Source organism: Roseococcus pinisoli, assembly GCF_018413645.1.
Lineage (GTDB): Bacteria > Pseudomonadota > Alphaproteobacteria > Acetobacterales > Acetobacteraceae > Roseococcus > Roseococcus pinisoli.
On the sequence record NZ_JAHCDA010000003.1, the window covers coordinates 1 to 16,860 of the forward strand.

Sequence of the window (16,860 nt, forward strand, 5' to 3'; positions counted from 1 at the left end):
GGGTTCGAGCTTCCAGGAGCATGACCTCGATGGCGAAACTCTCCTCGGAGACGGTCGTGCCGCCTGTCAGGACAAAATCGACGCCAAGTTTCGCAAGATATTCTCCTGAAATCATATTGTTCTCAGGGTCGATCCGACCGTCGGCAGCGAGAACGGAAAGATCCGTGAAGCGGGTCAGGGCGACAGTCACCTGGCGCGTGAAGCCGCGCGCGAAGTTCGGGAAGGTCGACGATGCGCCGTCCTCGTCGAAGGCCGCCACCAGGATGGTGCAACCCGAGGGGCGATTGGCGCGCGCGGGCACTTCTGGCGGCGCATGGGCCGTCGTCACCGAAGCCGTTACCTCGAAGACCGGCACGTAGGAACCGCGCGGGAGTGTGATCACGACCGGGTCTCGCACACCAGCCGTCAGGTAGTAGTGCTCCAGGGAGCGGCGGATCCGGCCGGCCTCGATCCGTACGATTGAATCCAGCTGCGGGTCAAAGCTCGCATCGCGACGAAAGACGGTGGTGGCGATCGTATAGGCTTTGACGCGGGCCGATCGACCTTCCAGGGCCTCCTCGACGACATAGGCCAGGAAATTCCGGTTCCGCTCGGATGCATCGAAACCGGGGGAGTCCAGGATCCGGCGAAGCTGTTCTCGGACAGCATCTGGCGGCACGTCATTATTATGATCGTCGCCCATCCGGCCCCCCTGAACGGGGCATATTTGCCCCCGTACTTCCTGGTGTCTTGGGCGCTGTCCGACAGCAGGAGGGTTTTGGCGCAAAATAAGACGGAGGCGCAATGATTTTGGAGGGGATCTGCGACCTGAAGACCGTGGGCGGATCGGTCAGGCCACACGGGTGGCCCTTGCGCTAACTGTTACGTACGTGAGGCGATACCTCCCCGTGGCCAAGATCCGTCTTGGACGGCGGCACGGTTGTCGATCGTCGCCTTGCTGTCTTTCGATCAAATGAACGCAGCCGATCGGATGCCCGCTCATCCGTGGGACGGAACCACCGTGGTCGATCCTTCACTCAGCCTGGACGCCGTCATCGCCCGGTTTCCCGAACACGGTCTGCTGATCCGCCTGCTCTGTCTGTCCGATCCCCGGTTCCGGAGCCTTTGCGAGGAGTACGGGCTCGCCTGCATGTGTCTCGCCAGGTTCGAGGGGCTGGGCGGCGTGGCACACGCATCGGAGATCGAGGAATACCGATCGCTGATCGCTTCTCTGGAAGCGGAGATCGCGCAGTTCTTCTTGAAATCCGCCTGAATTCAGCGCCGCAGGCACAGGCGAACGTCACCGTGAATGACATCGAATACCTCGTCGAAGCGTTGTTGCGCCTTCCCGACGTGCCGCATCGTTCGTGAAATCAAGTCTGCAGTGATCACGACGGGGGGGAACCTCATGACTCGATCCGGAAAATTGCAGCCCCTGGTTTTGGCGGACGCGATCCTGTCTCGCCTCTCCGTCGTCGGTTCGGCTTTGGCACAGAAGGCGTGGGCGCCCGCGCCCTCTGTGGATGAATTGTCCACCGCGTGGACGATCCGGGGGCGGCGCAGCGCGCTACCCGTGCCGGATGATCAGAGCAATTTCTGAAATGGGAGATGTTTCATGGCCAGCACATCGTCTCAGGTCGACGAATTCCTCCTGATCCACTCCAGCCGCCCCGATTCCTGGCGTGACCTGACACATCTCACCGATGGCTGGGCTCAGGGCTCCGCCAAGCGAGGTGACATTGAGGCCAAGCTGGCCGGTATGGAGGCCGGCGAAGGCTACCACGCCTATCCTGGCCCAGTGCTGTTCGGTGCCCTCGGAGAGAAATGCGCAGCCAGTGATGCGGCCGGTGCCGCACTCCTCGCGCGGCGGATTTCCAACGCCCTGCTGACACACTCCTACCGAGAGCGTCCCGCCGATTGGGACACTGACGACAAGAGCGCCGCCGAAACGGCCGAAGTGCTACCCCCAACGATGGGGGAGAGGGGCGCACGGCGCCCGTATTTCGAGGTGCTTTTCGTCAACAGCCAGCCGGCATCGCATTGGCCGGCGCTCGCTGCGGAATTGCGCCGACTGCGCCGACCGGAGGACGACTTCGTCTACGAACCTGTCTTCGTCGGTTCCTTCGAGGATGCCGTCTGCGCGGTGGCCAGCAATCCCGACATCATCGCAGCCGTGCTCGCCGAGGGCTTCCCCTATCGTTCGCGCTATGACGTGCCGATCCTGCGCAGCCTGCTCGATCCCCTCGGAGAGCCGGACGCACCGGATATCTCCGCCTTGCGCCTGGGCCAGGTTCTGAAGCGCATCAGGCCCGAGCTCGATCTCTATCTCCTGTCGGACCACGACGTGGAGGCGCTCGCCGGTGACCCCGCCGCGGATGCGATGCGGCGTATCTTCTACCAGGTGGAGGAACCGCTGGAGACGCATCTGGCGATCCTCGAAGGCGTGCAGGCTCGCTTCGAGACACCCTTCTTCGATAATCTGAAGAAGTATGCGCGAAGGCCCATCGGCACCTTCCATGCCCTGCCCATCGCGCGCGGCAAGTCGGTTTTCAACTCCGACTGGATCCGCGACATGGGCGAGTTCTACGGCATTAACCTCTTCCTTGCGGAGAGCAGCGCCACGACGGGCGGGCTGGACAGCCTGCTGGAGCCCACCGGCAACATCAAGCGCGCGCAGGAGATGGCGGCGCGGGCCTTCGGGGCCGATCACGTCTTCTTCGTGACCAACGGCACATCCACCTCCAACAAGATGGCGGTGCAGGCGCTGACCGCGCCGGGCGACATCGTCGTGGTCGATCGCAACTGCCATAAGTCGCACCATTACGGCATGGTGCTGACAGGGGCGCAGCCCTACTACGTCGAAGCCTTCCCGATGACGGAGTACTCGATGTACGGGGCGGTGCCGCTCGCCACCATCAAGGGCGCGCTGCTGGCTCTGCGCCGCGAAGGGCGGCTGGATCGGCTGAAGATGCTCGATCTGACGAACTGCACCTTCGACGGCCATATGTACAATGTGCGCCGGGTGATGGAGGAGTGCCTCGCCATCAAGCCCGACCTCATCTTCCTCTGGGATGAGGCCTGGTCCGGCTTTGCGCGCTTTTCTCCCTTCCTGCGCCCACGCACGGGGATGGGTGCCGCCGCCGATATCGAGCAATGGCTGCGTGATCCGGCTTCCGTCACCGCCTATGATGCCCAGCGAGCGGAACTCGGCGAGGCCCCTTCAGACGAGACCCTACTGGCCACGCGGCTCATCCCCGATCCGCGCAAGGTGCGGCTGCGGGTCTATCAGACGAACTCCACCCACAAGTCGATGTCCGCCATCCGCCAGGGCTCCATGCTGCTGGTCAAGGACGTCGATTTCCACACCGTCGAAGCCCAGTTCCACGAGGCGGTCTTCACCCATGCCTCGACGAGCCCCAATCAGCAGCTGATCGCGAGCCTCGATGTCGCCAGGCGGCAGATGGAGCTCGAGGGCTACGGCCTCGTGATGAACGCCATCGAGATCGCGCTGCGGATCCGCCGCGCCGTGAACGAGCATCCGCTGATCTCGAAATACTTTCGGATGCTGGGGGCGGATCGCATGATCCCCGCGGAATACCGCCAATCCGGCTTCGCGGATTTCTTCGGGCCAGGCGTCAACTGGGGCACGCTGGTCAAGGCCATGCGGGAGGACGAGTTCTATCTCGACCCCACGCGCATGACGCTCGTCTGTGGCACAGCCGGCTTCGACGGCACGGAGTTCAAGGGGCTGCTGGCCAGCCGCTACAACATCCAGCTGAACAAGACCTCACGCAACAGCGTGCTGCTCCAATCCAACATCAACAACACCCGCAGCGACGTGGCGCTCCTCATCCGCGTGATGGTGGAGATCTGCCGCAGCATCGAGAAACGCCTTGCCGACGGCGGCGCGGAGGTCGCGGCGACCTTTGCCGCGCGGGTCAAGTCGCTGATGACCGACGTGCCAGACCTGCCGAACTTCAGCCACTTCCATGAGGTGTTCCGCGGCGATGCCGGGCGCATGACGCCGGAGGGCGACATGCGTAGCGCCTTCTTCGGCGCCTATCATCCGGAGCTCTGCGAATACGTTCCATTGATCGGCGCCGAATGCGACCGACGGCTGCGCGAAGGGCCGGAGATGGTCTCGGCAAACTTCGTCATCCCCTATCCGCCAGGCTTTCCCATCATGGTGCCCGGCCAGGTGCTGACGCAGGAGACGATCGACTTCATGCGCAAGCTCGATGTGAAGGAGATCCACGGCTACGAGAAGGCGCGAGGCCTGAAGCTGTTGAAGCCAGAGGCGATTGCCGCCCGGGCCAAGCGTTAGCTGTCGGCGAAGGAGCCCGCGTCATGCAAGTCTTCTTCCACTTCCTGGCCACCAACCCCTTCATCCTGCTGTTCCTCACCGTGGGCCTCGCCGTCTGGCTGGGTCGCCAATCGGTCGCTGGATATGGGCTCGGCATGGTGGCCGCGGCCATCATCGTGGGCTGCGGCCTCTCCGTCTGGGCCTCGGCCTATGGGGAGAAGCTCGAGCTCAACAACTTCACGAAGAGCCTCTTCTACTACCTCTTCATGTACGGGGTCGGGCTGCGCGTCGGCCCGTCCTTCGTGAACAGTCTGGGCGGCGACGGCATCAAGTTCACCTTCCTGGCCTTCGTCTCCTGCATCGTCGGGCTCACCCTCGTCGTGCTCGGCGCGAAGTTCTTCGACCTGCCAATGGGCGCGGCGGGCGGCATGCTCGCGGGCTCGCAGACCATGTCGGCCGCCATCGGCTCCGCCGAACAGGCGGTGCTGGCAGGTGCGGTCGCCCTGCCGCCGGGCTCCACGCAGGAGCAGGTGAGCGCGATGATCGCGCTCTCCTACGGCATCACCTACATCTGGGGCACGGTCGGCATCATCCTCATCACGAAGTACCTGCCGAAATGGTGGGGTATCGATGCCCGCGCGGCCGCCCGGGACTACGAGAAGGAGCACGGCGTGGCCTCCGGCGACGTGCCGGCGCTCTCGGGTTGGACGGCGGGCGGGCTGCGCTCCTATCGGCTGGAGAACGTGGACTGGCAGGGCCGCACCATGGGCGAGATGCTACGGCAATTCCCCGAGTACCGCTTCGTCAACCTCGTGCGGAAGGACGAGGTCCTGGGCGCAAACGAGGATGTTCCGCTGCAACTCGGCGACGTCATTGCGCTCGGCGGCCGCCGCGAGATCATGACCGAGAACATGGGGCTGATCGGTCCGGAGGTTTCCGAACGCAGTGCGCTGGACCTCCCGCTCGATCGTGCCGAGGTGCTCGTGACAAACGGCGCCCTCCTGAAGCAGACGCGCGAGGAATGGCGCGCGCTGCCGGGGGCCGATCACGTCCAGGTCGTGTCGCTCGAACGCTCGGGCGTGCCGATCCCCATCGGCGACAACACCAAGCTGCAGCGCATGGACATCGTCACCGTCGTCGGACTGAAGAGCGCGGTGAGCCAGATCGGCGCGGCCTTCGGCCGGGTGATCCGCCCGTCCACCGCGACGGACCTGCTGACGCTCTCGCTCGGCATGATCCTGGGTTTCCTGATCGGTCGGATCGACTTCCCGGCCTTCGGCGCCAAGGTCGGCTTGGGCAATGCAGGCGGGCTGCTGGTCGCGGGCGTGATCGTGTCGTCGCTGTCCTCCCGCCTGCGCTTCTTTGGCAATACACCCGCGGCAGCCCGCAACGTGCTGGAGGATCTGGGGCTGATCGTCTTCGTGGCCATCGTGGGCATCAACGCCGGCAATTCCCTGCTGGCTCAGCTCACCGGCATTCTGGCGCTCAAGATCTTCGTCGTGGGCTTCATTGCCTGCTCCATCCCGCCGATCATCGTCTGGGCCATCGGCTACCATGTATTCAAGATGAACCCGGCGGTGCTGATGGGCGGCGTGGCCGGTGCCCGGAGCCATAGCGGTCCGTGCCGTGAGGCCGCCGTGGAAATTCAGTCCAACGTGCCGTGGATCGGCTTTCCGGTGGCCTACGCCGTCTCCGGCATCCTGCTGACGGTGTTCGGCTACTTCGCGATGCTGCTCGCGCAGTAGTCCGGGCAGAAGGGAGGCCAGGAATGTTGTGGTTTGAGGCGTTTCTCGTCAGGTACCCCGAACTCGCATTGTTCCTGGTCATCAGCATCGGATACGCGATCGGCAGGGTGAAGATCGGAGGCTTCGGCCTTGGGCCGGTGACCGGCTCGCTCTTCGCGGGCATCCTGATCGGGCAGTTTGCCCATGTGCCGGTTTCGGGCATGGCCAAGTCCTTCCTGTTCCTGCTGTTCCTGTTCGGCATCGGCTATTCGGTCGGGCCGCAATTCATGCAGGCGCTAAAGCGGGACGGGCTGAAGCCGGTGCTGCTCGCGATCACCTGCTGCGTTACAGGCTTGCTGACCGCGATTCTGGTGTCCAAGACGCTGGACCTCGATGCGGGTTTCGCGGCCGGCCTCGTATCGGGGGCGCTCACCGAAAGCCCGGCCATGGGCACCGCCACGGAAGCCATCAACGCGCTGCCCCTGCCGGAGGTCGAGCGAGCACGCCTCGTGGCCCATATCGCGGTGGCGGATGCCGTCTGTTACATTTTCGGCGCGCTGGGAGTGATCCTGTTTTGCAGTCTCGTGGGCCCGAGGCTCTTGGATGTCGACCTGCGGGCCGAAGCCCTGGCGCTGGAACGTGAGCTCGGCATCGTCAGGAAGGCTCCGGGGACAGTTTCGGTATGGCGGCGCTTCGAGGGGCGCGCCTATCGTCTCCGGAACAACTCCCCCTATATCGGCCTCAGCGTCGCGGCCGCCGAAGCGAGCTTCGCGGAGCACCGCCTTTTCATCCTGCGTGTCCGGCGCGGTGGAGATATCCTGGAATCCGCGCCGAATTTCGTAATGGCGGCGGGCGACGTCGTCGTGCTCGCGGGGCGGCGGGATCTCCTGGTGGATCTCATCGGTGCTCATGCCGAGGAAGTCGAGGATCGCGAACTTCTCGACATTCCGGTGAGTCTTGTGGACGTGCTGCTGACCAGCCGGGAGTTCGCCGGGCGCCGGGTTAAAGAAGCGAGCGAGATGGAGTGGGCACGCAGCCTCTATCTCCGTGAAGTCAGTCGCGGCGGCCTGGAGTTGCCGCTCAGTCCCGAACTTGTGCTGGAACGCGGCGACGTGCTGCGCCTGGTGGGACCAGAGCCAGTCGTCGCGCGCGCCGCAAGTCAGATCGGCACGATCGTCGCGCCCACGGCGACCACGGACTTTGTCGTCCTGGGCCTTGCCATCTTCCTCGGTGGCCTGGCTGGCGTGCTCATCACCTTCCCGGTCGGGGATATGAGGATTTCGTTGAGCACCAGCGTCGGCACACTTTTGGCCGGTCTGGTCGTGGGGCATATGCGCACGAGGCACCCTCTGTTCGGAAGGATTCCAGATGGCGCCGTGGCCTTGATGACGGCCCTCGGCCTCGCGGCCTTCGTCGGGATGACGGGATTGCACGCAGGACCAATTTTCTTCTCTGCCCTGGCGGAGGCGGGCATCGGCCTGCTCGTCGGCGGTATGATCGTCACGCTGATGCCGTTGATCGTGGGGCTCTATTTCGGCCGCTACGTGCTGCGCATGAACCCGATCCTGCTCCTGGGCGGCCTTGCCGGCGCACAGACCATGACTGCCGCGATGGCCGCCGTGCAAGACCGATCCGGCAGCCCAGTGGCGGTGTTGGGTTACACGCCAGCTGTCCCAATCGGCCATATCCTTCTTACCACCTGGGGCACGGTCATTGTGGGGGTGATTGCCGGATAACGCCTGGCGGCGGAGGTAACAATGGACGGCTTGGTACTCTCGCGCATGGTGGGCGACTTCATCTTCGGCTTCGGCACGCTGTTCGCGATCATCAACCCCTACGGCCTTGCTTTCGTCTTTCTCGATCGGACGATGGGACTGTCGGAGGCGGAGCGTCGACGCATCGCCAAGCGCATCGCGACCAATGCGCTGATCGTCCTGCTGGCCTCCCTGTTCGTAGGCTCGGCGATTCTGAGATTCTTCGGGATATCGCTGCCGGCGCTGCGAATTGCGGGAGGTCTCGTCGTCGCGCATGCCGGCTGGACCATGCTCAACGAGGCGTCGCATGGGAATGAACGCGGCGCCCGCGCGACGGGCGACTACGAGAGTGCGCGGCTGGTGGCCTTCTTCCCGCTCACCATCCCGCTTACCACCGGGCCCGGCACGATTGCCGCGGCAATCGCTCTCGGCGCCGGGCGATCCAGTGAGATAGAATCCTTCGTGCTATCCTCGATTGTGTCGCTCTTCGTGGCAGTGGCGATCGCGCTGACAATCCTCAATGCCTATGGCGGCGCGAGCTTCATGGCGCGTGTCGTCGGCGCGGAAGGCACCCGGGTGGTGACGCGGCTTTCGGCCTTCCTACTGCTTTGTGTCGGCGTGGAGATCATGCTGATCGGAGCCACGGATGCACTGCGCGCCCTGCAGTAGGGCAGGCGAGATGTTCCCGGGAACCCAGCCCTTGGGCGCAAGCGGGCGCCTGTCGAGTTGTGTGGCGGAGTGGCCCTATTCCTCCGTCCTCGTCCAGCCAGGGCCGGGATCGAAGGTCCTGATCATTCGTGCTTCCCGTGCCGTGTCGGGGCCGAGGTCCTTCTCGTAGACCACGCCGTCATGACTGATCATGAAGGTCTTGATGCCCGAGACGCCGTAGCGTGCCGGAACAGCGATGACGCCGAAGCCTCCGATCATCCGTCCAGTCACGACGAAATCCGCTGTGCCTCCAACCGCGTGCGGCCCCTGCGATTCCAACATGCGGAAGAGATATCCGTGATAAGGCTGCGGCGGCTCGCCATTGCGCCGGGAATAGCCTTCCGCGCTCGCCGCCGCGACGAAGGGACCCAGCGGACTCGGCGCTTCACCCTCCCTCGTCGGCCAATAGAGGCCGTCCTGCCGGGCGGGGGAGGAGAAGAAGCGTCGGGCATAGGCCTGCAATGCACCCTGCCTCCCCGCCGTGCGGGCGTACTCGGCTTGAGCGTCGGCGATGGCGCGAAGCGTCTCGATGACGTCGAGCTCATTGCGCCCGATCCGGCGGTCGGCGATCTCCTGGCCGCCCGCGGCAGCATCGAAGCGCCAGCCGCTTCCGGTTTGAAGCATCGGGATTGGCAAGGTCCAACCGTCCTCACCCACCTGCAGCACAGCGCGGCCGGGGCCGGGGTGAAGGATTTCGTTCTTCATGTCATAGGCCGATAGAAAGCGAGTTCGCGCATTTCGGTCCGCCACGGAATCACCGGAACGGATGAAGCCGGCGCCAACGCTGCCGAGGACGCGTATCGTCCCTGCCGTGTTCCGCGCCCGTAACGCGGCGACGAGGGCGGTGAAGCCCTGCTCGGGCGTCGGGAAGGACTGCGGCGGGACGGGGCGCGAAGCTTCCGGCCGCTCGGGCACAGGCGCCGGAGCCTGGGCGAAAGCGTCCACGTGAAGCAACAGGGCGGCGAGGCCCCCGAGGATCGTTGTCCGAAGCATGATCCGGTTCCTCATCGCCGGCCGCCGCGACCGCCACCGCCGCCGCCACCACGGCCACCACCGCCAGCGGCTCGGGCGCCGCCTCCGCCGCCACCACCGGCCGCACGGGCACCGCCAGCCCGCGCGCCGCCGCCTGCGAATGACGCGCCGCCGCCGGCCGGCCGGGCAGATGCGCGGTTTTGTGCCTGAGCCCTGGCGGCGGGCTGACCCTCGCGGCTCATCGCGCCGCGATTTGCGGCAGCGCGTTCCCGACCGCCATCCCCCATGCCCTGAAAGCCTTGCGGCCCCGCATTCTGCCGTCCCCGCCCTTGTGCCTGCGGTCGAGTGGAGTTGTGCTGAACGGCAGGCCTCTGGGCGTCACCGCGCCCGCCCTGGCCACCGCGATCGCCCACGCTAGCGCGGTTGCCAGGGCTTCCACGATCACCCACGCCACCACGATCGGCGAGGCCTTGCCCGCGCTGCGTCTGATCCATCCGACCACGGAATTGATCCCGCGACTGCGCACGTTCGCGATCAGCGGCGCCGGCGCGGGCACCATCGGGGCGGTTCGCATTCACCCGGTTGCGGACATCGTCACTGCGATAGGCTACGCCTTGCCGGTGCGTCGTATCGTGCCGCCATTGATTCCCGCTGATCTGATTCCGGTTGGCATTGATGTTGTTATAGCGGCTCGCGTTGACGTTGATGTCGCCACCGCCCCAACCGGCGCTCGACCAGCCCGCGAGCGAGCCGATGATCGCCACCCCGCCAGCGAAGGCCATTCCGGTCAGCAGCGCACTGCCGACGCCCCAGCTAGCCGGCGGCGGGTAATAGGCCGGCGGACTCTGCGGATAGGGCCAGGCGCCATAGACCACATTTGGGTCGTAGGCGGGCACGTAGACAGTTTCCGGTTGAGTCGGCGCGATGGTGATGATCTGCGAGGGCGGCGTAACCACTGAACCCTGGGCCGGGGCAGCCGCATTGGTGTTCTGCACCACGTTCACGGTCTGCTGGGGGCCGGATCGCAACGCACCGTTGGCCTGGGCACGGCCGCGCAGCACCTGCATGGCGTTGAGTACGTCCTGCTGCTGAGCCAGCACGGCATCGCCAACCTGCTGGGTCCATTCCAGTTGGTCGTTCATCAGTTTCAGCAGGTCGGGAAAAGGCACAAGCGACTTAACCGAAGGATCCCAGGATTGCGTGCTCAGCGCCTGCACCAGAGCGTCGCCGCGCAATTGCGCGTTCTGTCCCTGGCTAAGCCAGCGATACGCCTGCACCACTTCAAGCGGGTAGGTGGAGGCCATCAGCATCTGCATCAGCAATTCGTCTGGGTAGAGCGCTATCGGCGCCAGCAACTGCTCGAGCTGCGCCTGCGTCAGGCGGTCCTGTTGCGGATTGTTGGCGATCGGTGCCGCTGCGGGCGGCCCCTGCCCGAAGGCAGAAGGAGGCGAGCCCATGCCCAGAGTCGCACCTCCGAAGGAGAGTGCGAGCATCAGGAAGGCTGCGCGGCGTGTATCGATAGGGTTCCGAGGCGAAGAAGCTCGTATGCGGTGAGATCGCATATTCTTGTTCCTGGGCGGCTTCGACCAGTTTCATTTAAGCGCGGGTGGCCGCCGAATAGCCAGAAATCTTTCGTCGTGAGCGCGCGGTTTTGGGCTACGAAGATGAGGTACTACACGCGCATATTAGGTGGGTTGTGGTTAAGGCGTCGGTCGAAATTTGACGCGGAACTCGTCCATGGCGCGCAGTCGAACGCATAGCAGCGACTGACGCCTGTTTCTCCAGTTGCGCGACGCAGGCCGACCAACTGCGCCTCCACGGCTCCGCCGGCACGATGGCCCAGGCGCCCGGTGGGAGATCGTCACCGATGACGTGGTGTGGACGCTGATGGAATGTCGAGAAGAAGCATAACCCTGAGAAGCTCATGAAGCTGAATTCTCTCAGCTGGCTGGGGGACGTGTCGGCGCGGACGCTTCGGGCTGACCTCGTCGCCGGGCTCATGCTGGCAGCCTATATGGTGCCGGCGGCTCTGGCCGATGCGGCTCTGGTGGGGTTGCCTCCGCAGGCAGGCCTGAACGCCTGCATCTTCGCCGGTCTCGTGTTTTGGCTCTTCAGCGGGCCGGGGCGAACGGTCGTCACGGTCACCACCGGCCTGTCCCTCCTGCTCGGTCAGACCGTGGGCGAAATTTCCGGCGGCGATCCGGCCCGGCATGCCGCGCTGATCGCTACGGCCACGCTATGGGCCGCGGTCTTCGCCGGGGCGGCCTGGGCGCTCGGCGCCGGCGCGCTGGCACGGTTCGTCCCGGAAACCGTGATGATCGGCTTCAAGGCCGGCCTGGCCCTGCATCTGGCGGCGGCGCAACTCCCGAAGCTGCTGGGCTTCCGCGGTCATGGCGAGGATTTCTTCGACCGGATCACCCATCTGCTGACCCATCTGGGCGACACCCAGCCTTGGGCCTTTCTCCTGGGTCTCGCGGCCCTGGCACTGCTCCTGACCGGAAAGGCCCTCGCTCCTAAGGTCCCCATGGCCCTGCTGGTGATCGTTCTCGGGATCGGCCTCGGCGCACTACTGGACGTGGGCGCCCACGGCGTCGCGGTGGTGGGCGAGGTGCCGCAGGGTCTGCCGATGCCGGGGCTTCCCTCCGTCTCGCGAGAGGAGGTCCGGGCGATGTTGCCGATCGGCCTTGCCTGCTTTCTGCTCGCGATCGTCGAGACCTCCGCCATCGGGCGCATGTTCGCCCGGCGCGACGGGCGCCGCCACGAGGCGGGACGCGACATGCTGGCGCTCGCCGCGGCCAACCTGGCGGCCGGGCTGGGGCGGGGCTTTGCCGTGGGTGGCGGTGGATCGCAGTCGGTCGTCAATGACGGGGCAGGGGCGCGCACGCCGCTCTCCGGGCTGTTCGGCGCGCTCACGCTGGTGGTCGTCGCGCTCTTCCTGACCGGCCTGCTCGCGCCGCTGCCGCAGCCGGTGCTGGCGGCGATCGTGCTGGCTGCGGTAACCGGGCTCGTTGATGTCGCGGCGTTCCGGCGAGCCTGGCGGTTCCGCCGGTCCGAGGGGATGGTCGCGATCGCTTCACTTGCAGGCGTGCTGGCCGCGGGCCTGCTCCAGGGCGTCCTGCTCGGTGCCGCCTTGTCGCTTGTCCTGATCCTGCGGGCCGCCCTTGCCCCACAGGTCGTGGAGCTGGGCCAGCTGCCCGAGGGGCCCATCGTCGACCGGTCGAGATACCCCGAGGCCTCACCATGGCCGGAGGCCGTCGTCATCGCCTGCCGCAGCGCCATTCTCTACATGAACGCGGAGCATGTCCTGGACGCGGTGGTCGCGCGGATGGCCGGCCTTCCGGTCAGCGGAGGACGCGTCGTGCTTGCGATGGGCGGCGTGAACAGGATCGACCTGGCCGGGGCCGAGATGATGATCGAGCTACAGGAGATGCTTCATGCCGGCGGGCGCAAGCTGGTGCTCGCCGAGCTGCGCGACGGAGTGGCCCGGACGCTGATGGATGCGGGCTTTTCGGAGGAGGCGGCTGAACTTTCGCCGCATCGATCCATCGAGGACGCACTCGCCGAATAGCGCTTCCGTTTATCCGCATCCGGACCCAGGAACAATTCAGTGGAATGGAATGCGGGACTGCGTATAGGCTCCTGCGAGGCGCGGAAAATTTGAGCGATCCATCAACGTATCGTTGATTGCGAGAAAGCCATGACGCCATCGGTCTCCCGGCGCTTCGTCTCCTGCCCACCGGCTGGTTGGCCTCCCGCGCGGTCGGTTTAGGGCAACGGGAAGGCAGATCGATGGAAGCCAGGAACCCCGTGCTGGCCGGCAAGCGCGCTTTGGTGGTCGGCATCGCGAACGACAGTTCGATCGCCTATGGCTGCGCCAAGGCCTTTCGTGAGCTCGGCGCCAGCCTTGCGCTGACTCATCTGAACGAGAAGGCTAGGCGCTTCGTCGAACCGCTGGCGACGGAGCTGGGAGCCGACATCCTCGCGCCGCTCGACGTCTCGGTTCCCGGCGAGCTGGAGGCCGTGTTCGACGCCATCCGCGGGAGATGGGGCCGACTGGACATGCTGGTTCATTCCATTGCCTTCGCGCCGAAGGAAGACCTGCAGGGCGGCCTGCTGAACTGCTCGGCTGAAGGCTTCGCCAAGGCCATGGACGTCTCCTGCCACTCCTTCGTGCGGATGGCGAAGCTGGCCGCGCCGCTCATGACCGAGGGCGGGAGCATGTTCGCCATGAGCTATTATGGCGCCATGCGCGTCGTGCCCAACTACAGCGTGATGGGCCCGGTGAAGGCCGCCCTTGAGGCCTCCTGCCGCTATCTGGCGCACGAGCTCGGGCCAAACGGAATCCGCGTCCACGCCATCTCGCCGGGGCCGCTGAAGACCCGCGCGGCCTCGGGGCTCAAGGATTTCGACCTGCTGCTGGTCGAGGCCGCGCAACGCGCGCCGCTGGGCGAGCTCGCCGACATCATGGATGTCGGCTTCACCTGCGCCTACCTCGCCACGCCTTACGCCCGGCGCGTCACCGGCGGCACGATCTATGTCGACGGCGGCGCGAACATCGTCGCCTGAATTCGGAGCGAGTCCCATGGCCGAGCCGGAGAGCCGTCCCCGATACGATCACCTCATCGCGGCCTGTCGCGCCTATCCGCCTACCTCCGTCGCGGTCGTCCATCCCTGCGACGAGAGCTCACTGGAAGGCATGCTCGAGGCGCGCCGCCTCGGCATCGTCGAGCCGGTCTTGGTGGGACCCAGAGCGAAGATTCTGGCCGCGGCGGAGAAGGCCGGACTGGACATTGCCGGACTCCCGATCGAGGACTTCCCCCATAGCGACGCGGCAGCCGAGGCCAGTGTCGCGCTGGTCCGCAGCGGGGCTTGCGAGGCGCTGATGAAGGGCAGCCTGCACACCGACGAGCTGCTTCGCCCTGTCGTGGCCAAGGACGGGCTGCGGACCGGACGGCGCATCAGCCACTGCTTCATCCTGGATGTTCCGGGCCACGACGTCCCGCTCATCATCAGCGATGCGGCCATCAACATCGCGCCGACCCTCGCGGAGAAAATGCACATCACCCAGAATGCCATCGACCTCGCCCATGCGCTCGGTCTCGCGGAGGTGCGCGTCGCCATCCTCTCGGCGATGGAGACGGTCAATCCCAACGTGCCCAGCACGCTGGAGGCAGCCGCGCTCTGCAAGATGGCCGATCGCGGACAGATCACGGGCGCCCTGTTGGACGGACCGCTCGCCCTCGACAACGCCATCAACCTCGCGGCGGCGACGACCAAGCGCATCGTCTCGCCCGTGGCCGGAAGGGCCAATGTGCTGATCGTCCCGGACCTCGAGGCCGGCAACATGCTGGCCAAGAGCCTGACCTTCCTGGCGGGCGCCACCGCCGCGGGCATCGTGCTCGGGGCTCGTGTACCCATCATCCTGACCAGCCGTGCCGACAGCCTGAAGACGCGCGTCGCCTCCTGCGCCGTCGCGGCCCTCGTCGCGGCCGCGCGGCGCGGCAATCCCGCCGCCGCGGCGGCAGGCGGCTGAGCCATGGCGGATTGCCTCATCATCGTGAATGCGGGCTCCTCCAGCATCAAGTTCGCCATTCATGAGGCGGCGGCGCCCTTCGGCGTGCTTCTGCGCGGCCTGATCGAGGGCATCGGCACCGCGCCGCGCCTGCGGCTGCGCGACCCTGCGGGGCAAACGCTGGTGGAGCGCGACTTCCCGTCGGAGGGCTTCGGCCATGCCGCCGGCATGCAGGCGATCATGGCGCTCGGTCCCGAGTTCATGGTGGAGCTGGAGCCGCGCGCGATCGGCCATCGCGTCGTTCATGGGGGCATGCGCTTCACGGTCCCCGTCCTCGTCGATTTCTCCGTCGTGGAGGCGCTGGAGGCTCTCCAGCCGCTGGCGCCGCTCCACCAGCCTCACAACCTTGCCCCGATCCGAGCGGTCGCGGAATTGCGGCCCGGCCTCCCGCAGGTCGCCTGCTTCGACACCGCCTTCCATCGCAGCCAGGCCGAGATCGCGCAGGCCTTCGCGCTGCCACGCGCGCTGAGTGCGATGGGCATCCGCCGCTACGGCTTCCATGGCCTGTCCTATGAGTTCATCGCCTCCCGCCTGCCGGCGCTCGATGCCCGGTTGGTGTCGCAGCGCGTCGTCGTCGCGCATCTGGGCAATGGCGCTAGCCTCTGCGCCATGCAGGGCGGCCGGAGCGTCGCCAGCACCATGGGCTTCACCGCGCTGGACGGGTTGATGATGGGAACGCGCGCCGGCGCCATCGACCCTGGCGTGCTGATCCATCTGATGGACACGCAAGGCATGGACGCGCGGGCGCTCGAGCGAATGCTCTACCGGGAGTCCGGGCTGCTCGGCGTGTCGGGAATCTCCTCTGACATGCGGACGCTGCGCGGGTCGAAGGATCCCCGCGCAGCTGAGGCGACGTCGCTGTTCACCTACCGCATCATCCGGGAGATCGGCTCGATGGTGGCCGCGCTCGGCGGCATCGACGCCCTCATTTTCACAGGCGGCATTGGCGAGAACGACGTGGCCACGCGCGCCGAGGTGGCGGCGGGCTGCGCCTGGCTCGGCCTCGCGCTGGACGAGGGCCGCAATCACACCGGGGGCGGATGCATCTCGGCCGATAGCTCCGCCGTCGCGGCTTGGGTCGTTCCGACGGACGAAGAGACGATGATCGCGCGGCACACGGCCCAGGTACTGCAACGATCTTCACCTTGAGGCACCCGAAGGAGGAGGCGAGAATGGACTCCAACGATTTCAGCGCAGCCGGGATCCGGGCGCGTCTGCAAAAGGCGCGCGAGGCCAAGCTGGTGGCGGAAGAGGCGCAGCGTACCGCCCATGCGGCGGAGCAGACGGCGCTGCGCGAAGCCTTCGAGGCGCAACAGCTCCCTCCCGACGCGATGGCCCGCGTCATCGCCATGGTCGAGCGCGCCATCCGGAACGGGCAGAAGGAGGCCCAGGTCTTCCAGTTCCCCAGCGATTTCATGAAGGACGACGGCCGGTCCATCACCTCGCAATACGGCGATTGGACCCAGCAGCTCACGGGAGCCGCCAGCCGCGCCTACGCCTTCTTCGAGAAGGAGCTGGCGCCGCGTGGCTTCGTGCTGCGGCCCCGCATCGTCACCTACAAGGAAGGGATTCCCGGCGATGTCGGGTTCTTTCTCGCTTGGGAGGAACTGCCGAAATAGCGTCGGTCGTCAGCCACTCTCGCTCGACATCGCTTCCAGTTCCGGTCCGGATCGCGGTAGGATCGGGGGGCGAAGGACACGATAGCCCGCGGGATCGCGCGATCCCGTGCCCCCCGGTTCTGCGCCGCTTCCGACGTTCTTCGATTCAGCTTCCGCTACCAGACCATATGGTGAGGATGCCATGAACGTATCGCCCCCCAATGCACCTGCCTCCGCTCCTCCGACCGTC

General features: G+C 66.0%; 13 protein-coding genes. 10 read left to right on the plus strand and 3 right to left on the minus strand.

Features of this window, described 5'->3' with window-relative positions; all coding sequences use genetic code 11:
• A partial coding sequence (locus KHU32_RS14800) for a hypothetical protein (protein ID WP_456315947.1) occupies nt 1–682 on the minus strand: 682 nt, incomplete at its 3' end.
• Between the two features lie 237 nt (nt 683–919).
• On the opposite strand from KHU32_RS14800, the gene KHU32_RS14805 reads away from it, so the two are divergent.
• From KHU32_RS14805 to KHU32_RS14825, 5 genes are all read left to right on the plus strand, one after another.
• A complete protein-coding gene (locus tag KHU32_RS14805) occupies nt 920–1,252 on the plus strand; it encodes a hypothetical protein (protein WP_213670930.1) in 333 nt (110 codons plus the stop codon).
• Nucleotides 1,253–1,594: 342 nt separating this feature from the next.
• Nucleotides 1,595–4,303: an aminotransferase class I/II-fold pyridoxal phosphate-dependent enzyme gene (locus tag KHU32_RS14810; protein ID WP_213670931.1), complete on the plus strand. Its 2,709-nt coding sequence runs from the start codon at nt 1,595–1,597 to the stop codon at nt 4,301–4,303.
• 23 nt (nt 4,304–4,326) lie between these two features.
• Nucleotides 4,327–6,027 carry an aspartate:alanine exchanger family transporter gene (locus KHU32_RS14815; protein WP_213670932.1) on the plus strand — a complete coding sequence of 567 codons (1,701 nt, stop codon included), beginning with the start codon at nt 4,327–4,329 and terminating at the stop codon, nt 6,025–6,027.
• 23 nt (nt 6,028–6,050) lie between these two features.
• Nucleotides 6,051–7,742 (plus strand): aspartate-alanine antiporter, encoded by a 1,692-nt coding sequence (aspT, locus tag KHU32_RS14820; protein ID WP_213670933.1) that lies wholly within the window; start codon nt 6,051–6,053, stop codon nt 7,740–7,742.
• A 21-nt stretch (nt 7,743–7,763) separates the two neighbouring features.
• Nucleotides 7,764–8,429 carry a MarC family protein gene (locus KHU32_RS14825; protein ID WP_213670934.1) on the plus strand — a complete coding sequence of 222 codons (666 nt, stop codon included), beginning with the start codon at nt 7,764–7,766 and terminating at the stop codon, nt 8,427–8,429.
• A gap of 75 nt (nt 8,430–8,504) precedes the next feature.
• On the opposite strand, the gene KHU32_RS14830 is transcribed toward KHU32_RS14825, so the two are convergent.
• A complete protein-coding gene (locus KHU32_RS14830) occupies nt 8,505–9,461 on the minus strand; it encodes a DUF2950 domain-containing protein (RefSeq protein WP_213670935.1) in 957 nt (318 codons plus the stop codon).
• Between the two features lie 11 nt (nt 9,462–9,472).
• Nucleotides 9,473–10,933 carry a DUF3300 domain-containing protein gene (locus tag KHU32_RS14835; RefSeq protein ID WP_213670936.1) on the minus strand — a complete coding sequence of 487 codons (1,461 nt, stop codon included), beginning with the start codon at nt 10,931–10,933 and terminating at the stop codon, nt 9,473–9,475.
• 431 nt (nt 10,934–11,364) lie between these two features.
• Here KHU32_RS14835 and KHU32_RS14840 point away from each other — a divergent pair, with 431 nt between their 5' ends.
• From KHU32_RS14840 to KHU32_RS14860, 5 genes are all read left to right on the plus strand, one after another.
• Nucleotides 11,365–13,008, plus strand: coding sequence for a SulP family inorganic anion transporter (locus tag KHU32_RS14840; protein WP_213670937.1), 1,644 nt, complete (start codon nt 11,365–11,367; stop codon nt 13,006–13,008).
• 221 nt (nt 13,009–13,229) lie between these two features.
• On the plus strand, nt 13,230–14,006 hold the full coding sequence (gene fabI, locus KHU32_RS14845) for an enoyl-ACP reductase FabI (protein ID WP_213670938.1): 777 nt from the start codon (nt 13,230–13,232) through the stop codon (nt 14,004–14,006).
• A 16-nt stretch (nt 14,007–14,022) separates the two neighbouring features.
• Nucleotides 14,023–14,973, plus strand: coding sequence for a phosphate acetyltransferase (locus KHU32_RS14850; protein WP_283771076.1), 951 nt, complete (start codon nt 14,023–14,025; stop codon nt 14,971–14,973).
• A 3-nt stretch (nt 14,974–14,976) separates the two neighbouring features.
• Complete coding sequence (locus tag KHU32_RS14855; protein ID WP_213670940.1) at nt 14,977–16,161, plus strand: acetate/propionate family kinase; 1,185 nt, start codon at nt 14,977–14,979, stop codon at nt 16,159–16,161.
• Nucleotides 16,162–16,184: 23 nt separating this feature from the next.
• Nucleotides 16,185–16,631, plus strand: coding sequence for a hypothetical protein (locus KHU32_RS14860; protein WP_213670941.1), 447 nt, complete (start codon nt 16,185–16,187; stop codon nt 16,629–16,631).
• Nucleotides 16,632–16,860 lie beyond the last annotated feature (229 nt).